This is a genomic window from Stenoxybacter acetivorans DSM 19021 (assembly GCF_000745895.1).
GTDB lineage: Bacteria > Pseudomonadota > Gammaproteobacteria > Burkholderiales > Neisseriaceae > Stenoxybacter > Stenoxybacter acetivorans.
The window spans coordinates 26,995-34,575 of record NZ_JQKE01000026.1 but is presented as its reverse complement, the minus strand read 5'-3'; the positions used below and the strand labels follow the sequence as shown (position 1 = coordinate 34,575).

The window sequence follows — 7,581 nt, the reverse complement described above, 5'->3', positions numbered from 1 at the left end:
CCAAAAGTATCGTGTGAGGGAATGCAGGGTAAAGAAGGAATTAACTTCTGAAACCATTCAATTTTTTCTTTTGCCCATTGCTCCATCTCAACAAAAGTATCCGCCCCTGCCAACGAGGCACATATGGCAATGGTTAAAATGGCAGGCAACGAGTAAGCAATTTTGTGTTTTCCGCGTGGATCTTTAATTTTTACCAATAAATCCAACAAATTATCTGTTTTTTCTATGATGAGTTTCTTTCTGATGAGAGTAATTTATGGAAAATAATACACTATGGCTTAATTGATTAAAATGGTGAGAGAAAATTTTTCATGCGATTGCCCTGGCTGTATAACCAACAAAGCAAATACACTCAATTTACTCTGTTATAGCTGTACTATTATTTTTTCAAAAAAGCAAACATGACTTAGTTCAGCAGATTTCAGGCAATTAGCCATAGTTTTTCCAGCTAATCGTTTTGAAAATTTTAATAGTTTAGCTATATTTGCAAACCGAATTCAAACCAAATTCACCTTAACATATTCACCCGGCGCGTCAGCCAGTATCGGGTATTGCCCATTACCAACGGCATAAGCAGATACTTTTTTACCCGCATATTGGGTAACCCACTCTTGCCAATAGACCCACCATGAACCGGCATGGTATTCGGCTTTTGCCAGCCATTGCTTGTCGTTTTCAAAAGTTTCTGTGTTGGTGTAGTAACCATATTTATTTTTGGCAGGCGGATTCACAATACCGGCAACGTGTCCTGACTCACCCAAAACCAAAGTACGGTCGCCGCCCAAAGCCTGCGCACCTTTGAATGTTCCGTCCCACAGCGCGATGTGATCTTCTCTGGTGGAGATAAAAAAATTAGGCGTTTCCACTTTCGGCAAATGCAAGCCAACACCATTGATTTTCACTTTGCCTTGGCTTAACTCATTATTCAGATACAAGTTGCGCAGAATAAAACTGTGAATCGGCGGCGTTACATTTGTACCGTCGCTGTTCCAATACAAGATGTCAAATTCACCGGGTTCTTGTCCTTTTAAGTAATTCTCAATGTAATAATTCCAATACAAAGAATTTTCACGCAATAAGCTGAAAGTAACCGCCAGCTGGCGGCCATCACAATAGCCGATTTGTTTTTCCAAGGCTTCAATGGCGGTGATGATTGGGTCATTGATGAAAACACCCAATTCACCGGGTTTGTCAAAATCCAAGAGTGTCGCCAAATAGGTGGCACTTTTAATGCGGTTTTTCAGGCGTTTGCCGACATAATAGGCTTGGGTTGCTGCCAACAATGTACCGCCCATGCAATAACCAATGGCATTGACTTCTTTTTCACCTGTAATGCTTTCAATGGCTTTAACGGCTTCCATCACACCATCGGTAATTAAATTGCCAAAATCAATTTGCGCTTGTTCTTTACTCGGATTGCGCCAAGACATCAAAAAGACAGCGTGCCCTTGCGCTACCAGCCAATTAACAAACGAATTTTTCTCTTTTAAATCAAGTATATAATATTTATTGATAAACGGCGGTACAATCAATAACGGCGTTTGATATACGGTATCTGTTTTTGGCGTATACTGAATCAATTCAAATACATCATTTTGGAAAATCACCTTACCGTCGGTATAAGCCAAATCTTTACCCACTTCAAAAGCATGACCTTTCATCATACGGATTTTCAGATATTGTCCGCTTTTGAGAAGGTCATCATGAAAAAGCTGTGCACCGCGCAATAAATTCGCACCGCCCTCTTCTTGAGTGATTTTCAGCACTTCCGGATTTGACCACAAAAAATTACCCGGACTCATGGCATTTATCATTTGACGTGTGAAAAAATGCAGCCGTTGACGCACTCGATCAGAAATACCTTCCACAATATCAATCATATCGCGAATGGTGGTGGTGAACAGTAAGTAAGACTGACGCAATAAATCGAAATTGGGATTTTGCTTCCACAATTCACTGGAAAAACGGCGATCACCGGGCAAATCATCAATCACCGACGGCACATCTTCACCCATGCTTCGCAGCATGAAATTTTTATAAATATCCATTTGCCCCTGCCACCACTTCATTTGCAAATGCATCATGTGTGTCGGATTTTTGGCTAAGGCTTCATAAAATTTTGACAAATCTTCAGCATTCAGCTGTGCCAAAGCATCACTGACAGGATTATCGCCAAAGTAAAATTCTTGAATTTTTTGCCAGATGTCATCGTTGTACTGCAACATTTGCTGAACGGATTCGTTAAGCTTAAATTGAGCCTGCTCCATGATGATCCTCCGTGGATACTGAATGGGCGTGGTGAAAGCGCGTATTTACCGCAAAGTGAAACTTCTTTGATGCTTTGATGAATGCAGTGCAAAAGCGCATAAAATTTCAGGCAGCCTGAAATGACCGGCTACCTGAAATCCCTATTATTTTATTACACATACTTATTTTGCAGGTTTTACGGCAGCTTCTTTTTGCGCTTTAACAACACTGTCTGCAACCAATTTATCCAATTCGGTTTTGAATTCGGTTGCCAATGCAGACAATTTCTTGCCGTCTTCAATCATTTGCTGGCTGATGCGATTCATGGTTTCCATTTGTTTGCTGCCACTATTCATCAAAGACTGCATGTCTTTCACTTGACTGTTCAATTGCAGCTGAGCCAAGCCGATTTCAGCATACTGGCGAGCAGAATCCAATTGCAAATTAGTCAATTCAGTGAAATTTTTGGCAACCAATTGGTTAAATTTCACCACCGGCTCAAGCGTGGTTTTAGATTGATCGTTAAATGCTTTAAAAATATCGGTGTACATAGGTAAAACCTCCTTAGATAGAAACAGACTGCGGAAAATTGGAAAATCCCTAATAAGTCCTCTCATTGCTTCCTAATGCTTTTAACACATCTTGCTGTATTTGTACAGGATAATATTATCCATATTATTGCCAATTGTTGTGACAATTTTATTATTTGTACAAATAATAAATATCATTTTGTTTTAATTATAATTATTATCTAAATTGCTGTGATACTCTCGCGATAATTGATGTACGGTGTCCACCAGAATCTTGGCATGTTCGGGATTGGCGTGTTGGTTAATGCCGTGTCCCAAGTTAAATACATGCCCGCAGCCTTGACCGTAATCTGCCAAAATTCGTGCGGCTTCCGCTTCAATGGCTTCAGGCGAACCAAACAATGCCATGGGATCAAAATTGCCTTGCAACGCAACGTATTGACCCACTCGAGCGCGGGCTTGACCAATATTGCAAGTCCAATCCAAACCCAGCGCATCTGCACCGATGCCTGCCATTTGCTCCAGCCACAAACCGCCGCCTTTCACAAATACAATCACAGGGACCCGTCTGCCATCGGCTTCTCGGGTTAAACCCGCAACAATTTGCCGCAAATACTGCAAACTGAATTCAGCAAACGCCACATCACTCAGCACACCGCCCCAAGTGTCGAAAATCTGCACAGCTTGTGCACCGGCTGCAATTTGCGCATTAAGATAAGCCGTTACTGCTTGCGCATTGATGTCTAAGATACGATGCAATAAATCAGGCCGCGAATACATCATGGTTTTGATGGTACGGAATTCTTTGCTGCTGCCCCCTTCCACCATGTAACACGCTAAAGTAAACGGGCTGCCTGAAAAACCAATCAGCGGCACACGTCCGTCTAAAGCACGGCGAATACTGCGCACAGCGTCAAACACATAGCTTAATTTTTCCATATTCGGTACAGCCAATGCCCGAATATCGGCTTCGTTTTGCAAAGGATGTTCAAATCTGGGCCCCTCACCTTCGGCAAAATACAAACCCAAACCCATGGCATCAGGAACAGTGAGAATATCGGAAAATAAAATCGCCGCATCTAAATCAAAGCGTTCCAATGGTTGAATGGTTACTTCGGTTGCCAGCTCGGTATTTTTGCACAAATCTAAAAAGCTGCCTGCACGGGTGCGGGTGGCTTTGTATTCAGGCAAATACCGCCCTGCTTGCCGCATCATCCAAATGGGGGTGTATTCAGTCGGTTCTTTCAATAAAGCACGTAGAAAAGTATCGTTTTGCAAAGGTTTCATGAAGTTCTCTGTTTTTTATGAATGGATTGATGTTTCAATGTTTGCCATACAATGGCTTAATTTTTAAAGCAGGGCAAACTCCGGCAATGCGATATCAGCAATACGCAAAGAAAAACACCGCTGTGATCTGAAAGTAAGCCGCTATAACAAAATGCCTGCCGAAATTTTGGCAAGCATTCATTTAAACAAATCAGGATTTAAATTTCATCTCCGTTTTGATCATCTATTTTTTTCAGCACAAGATTGCGCTGTGTTTTGGCTTCAGTGTGTTCACCGGCTTGGTCTAAAATTTTTGCCAACACCAACCGCGCCGTTGAATCGTCTTGAATATTTAAACTCGCTTCCAAATACGCCCGCGCTTTACCCCAAAGCTGTTTATCAAATGCCATTTGCCCCAAATTCAACAATAAGGGCGCATTATCGGGCGTGGTTTTCAGCCAGCCCTCGGCAATGTCCATCGCTTTTTGCTGTTCTTTGTCGCTTAAATATTGACTGCTGTGAATCAAAGTCGGCAGCAACGCCGGATTTTGATTGCTCGAATAATATTTATTCACCCATTTTACCGCTTGCGGATACAAACCCAATTCGGCGTATTTGGCGGCGATTTCAGCATTCATTTCTCCCGCCTGCAAATCAGCCGGAATCCGTTTTAAACAGGCTTTTAAGGCATCTGCGTCTTGCGCTTGTACAAGCAGTTTACGGTATGCCCAAAGTTGATATTGCTGGTTTTCACTGTCACTGATTGCATCTACTTTATGAAGTTTAGCGGTTTTTTCCAGCACGGTCAGCGGTTGGTTTTGTTCAAATGCAAAACGCAGCTGCAATTCAACCAAACGAGTTAAATTCGGGTTAATCGCCGCGGCATCAGCAAGCGCAGCTTCAGCAGCAGTGTAATTTCGATGCACCAAAGCCGATTCAGCCAGCAATAAATGACGCGACAGTTGCTGTTTAACCGGCAAAGCGGCAATGTCTTGCAGATAACGATTGAGGCTGTCGGCATCGTCCATTTGATCGGCACTGTGCGCGGCAATCAGCAAAGCCAAGGCTTTGTTGTGTCCGCCGTTTTTGTTGTCCAATACTTTCTGCGCTTGTGCCTGCGCTTGTTGAAATTTGCCTTCAAAATAAGACAAACCGGCACGGTTCAACGCCACATCGGCTTTGTGTCCACGCCGATTTTCGGTAAAACGGCGCATGCGCTGCGGCAGATGCAATGTACCCAAAACCAAGTTCAGCAACACATACAGCAACACCACCGCCAACAGCACAAAACCCGCAAACAGATGCAAATCAATGCGAATCAAGGTTTGTTCCACGGCAATATAGACATCACCGCTGTAGAATTTTGCACCCAGCACCAGCCCCACTGCCACAGCAAACAGCACAATAATCCAAATCAGGCTTTTCATAATGCGCGTCCCTCCGTGCGGCTGCCTGAAGCGGCATTTTCAGAAAGTGGTTTTGGCAGTGGCTGCACATAAGCAGCAGAAGCCGCTTGCTCACCCGCTGCCGCCCCTTCGGCAATTGATTCACTCGCTTGCGAAGGTTCAGATGCGGCATCAATATTACTCACCATATTTGCTTGTTTTTGATAGGCACGCACAGCAGCTAAACTTTCAGCCAGCATATTGTTTTTCGGGCTGTTTTGAATATCCAAATCCCGAATTTGGGTTAATTCGTTCAGCCACGACTGAGTTTGCGGTGATTGAGTGTCAAAATATTGATTCACTGCCGCCTGTGCCGCATTCAAATCCCCGGCATAAATTTCACTGTTGTGCTGTATCAGCGCGATGCGCGCATCCAACAAGCGTAAACGCAGATTTTCACGAACAAAATAAGTTTGCTCAGGCGACATCAACATGGAGTCATTGCTGTTTAAACGGCGCACTTCCACCATACCCGCCAAACTTTGCCATGTTTTTTGCCACGCCCACCGCCACCACGGCGCAGTGGGATCACTCAATATGGGTGCGGTGACTGAGGCTTTGGGTTGCAGCGTGTCGTCAATCACCAAAGGCAAACTTGACACGGCTGTTTCCAAGCGATTCAATCGCAAAGAAACACCGGCGGTATCCAAATAGGGCTGGCTTTTGAGTTGATTCAAATCATTGCTGACGGCTTGTTTAATCGGCAGTAGCTGCGGCTGATCAAACCGTGCCAAACGGGTTTCCAAATTTTCCAGCACTTGAACAGTGGTCGGCACATTGCCGGAAATAATCAGTTGCTGCGCCGCCAGATTCAGCGTTGCTTCAATTTCGTCCACCAACCAATCACTGCGGCTTTTAATCAATTCTTGATACGCTTTTTGTACAGCGTTTACCTGCTCTGCCTGCTGTTTGCTGTTGTTTTGCAAGGTTTGCAATTCTTGGCTGATGAGTTCAATTTTACTTAAATTATGCTGCGCCAAATCAATGCTTTTACTGCCATTCTCACCGACTGTTTGAAATTTCTGATCAAAGCTGATTTCCTGCCGTTTTAAAACATTTTGCCCTTCCACAAACAAGAAACCGGCAGCACCCAATGCCAGTAAAGACAAAACCAGCGCACCCAGTGCCATGCCTTTTCCGGAAGATTGTTTAATCACAATGGGCGCGGCAGGTATGTTGTTTGGTGTATCAGACATGGTTTTCTCTGTGTGTTTAACAAACGTTGGCAATGGTGTTGGCCGCTGGTTATCGGCAGCAAGTTTTTCCGATTCAGCATTCACCGGCAGGTTTTGAGCGGCATCGCTTGAATCAGCAGATTCAGGCGGCAGTGTGTTATTGGTGGATTCACTCATGGTTTATGGTTTCCTTGTTTGCGGTGGAGGATAATCCTTCACGTAAAGAACCAACGAAAATGCGAGAAACTTGATGTGCAGCCAAAGCCTCGGCAATACGCGGATGATGGGTGAAGTATAACAATCTTTTCAATACAGGGGTAAATGCCGGCGGTGCTTGACAAAACCATTCGTGTACTTGCGCAACGGCAGTTACATAAACGGCTTTCAGGCAGCCTGTGTTTTGATACACTTCCAACGCATGCCAATCCAAGCGCACGGTTTCGCGCGAATATACCTCGGCAACACACACTTGCCAGCCCAAACCGCGCACAGTTTCCGCCAGCACATCACGTCCGAATGTGCCGCGCACAATCAATAATTTCCCCGTTTTTTCCCGCCACAGTGGCAAGCGCAATACCGCTTCGCTGTCATGCCCGTCTTGCGGACAAATCACCTGCGCAAAACCCAATTCACGCAACCGCCGCGCCGTGGCTTCACCCACGGCAATGTGTATCGGTTTCAGGCTGCCTGAATACGGCAGCAATGCACCAGCGGCAATGTCCGCAGCACCGGGGCTGACCCAAAACACGGCATCGGCATCATTGCCTTTTTCAGGCAGCCTGTTTAAAGCCGCCGCATCGGCAACCAGTTTATGCGTTCCGAAAGGGATTGGCTGCCAGCCCAAAGATCGGCACAACGCAGCATCAGCCTCATTCTGCGTATTCGGACGCAATAATACAACAGCCGGCTGAACCATAT

7 protein-coding genes are annotated in these 7,581 nt (G+C 44.8%); all 7 read right to left on the bottom strand.

Annotated features, from left to right (window positions below):
* Positions 1-206: transposase family protein (locus Q384_RS04920; RefSeq protein ID WP_169740835.1), on the bottom strand; the 206-nt coding region annotated here is incomplete at its 3' end.
* Between the two features lie 291 nt (positions 207-497).
* The gene (phaC, locus tag Q384_RS04915) at positions 498-2,267 is read right to left on the bottom strand and encodes a class I poly(R)-hydroxyalkanoic acid synthase (protein ID WP_037586326.1); all 1,770 of its coding nucleotides are present in this window, start codon (positions 2,265-2,267) and stop codon (positions 498-500) included.
* Between the two features lie 162 nt (positions 2,268-2,429).
* Positions 2,430-2,798 carry a phasin family protein gene (locus Q384_RS04910; RefSeq protein WP_037586324.1) on the bottom strand — a complete coding sequence of 123 codons (369 nt, stop codon included), beginning with the start codon at positions 2,796-2,798 and terminating at the stop codon, positions 2,430-2,432.
* Between the two features lie 183 nt (positions 2,799-2,981).
* Positions 2,982-4,064, bottom strand: coding sequence for a uroporphyrinogen decarboxylase (hemE, locus tag Q384_RS04905; RefSeq protein ID WP_037586323.1), 1,083 nt, complete (start codon positions 4,062-4,064; stop codon positions 2,982-2,984).
* Between the two features lie 197 nt (positions 4,065-4,261).
* Complete coding sequence (locus tag Q384_RS04900; protein WP_037586322.1) at positions 4,262-5,470, bottom strand: heme biosynthesis HemY N-terminal domain-containing protein; 1,209 nt, start codon at positions 5,468-5,470, stop codon at positions 4,262-4,264.
* Positions 5,467-6,840: a uroporphyrinogen-III C-methyltransferase gene (locus Q384_RS04895; RefSeq protein WP_051940477.1), complete on the bottom strand. Its 1,374-nt coding sequence runs from the start codon at positions 6,838-6,840 to the stop codon at positions 5,467-5,469. Before Q384_RS04895 ends, Q384_RS04900 begins: the two co-directional genes overlap by 4 nt.
* Entirely contained in the window at positions 6,833-7,579 is a 747-nt protein-coding gene (locus Q384_RS04890) for a uroporphyrinogen-III synthase (protein ID WP_037586321.1), read from the bottom strand. The genes Q384_RS04895 and Q384_RS04890 overlap by 8 nt, the downstream gene beginning before the upstream one ends.
* Between the last annotated feature and the right edge of the window lie 2 nt (positions 7,580-7,581).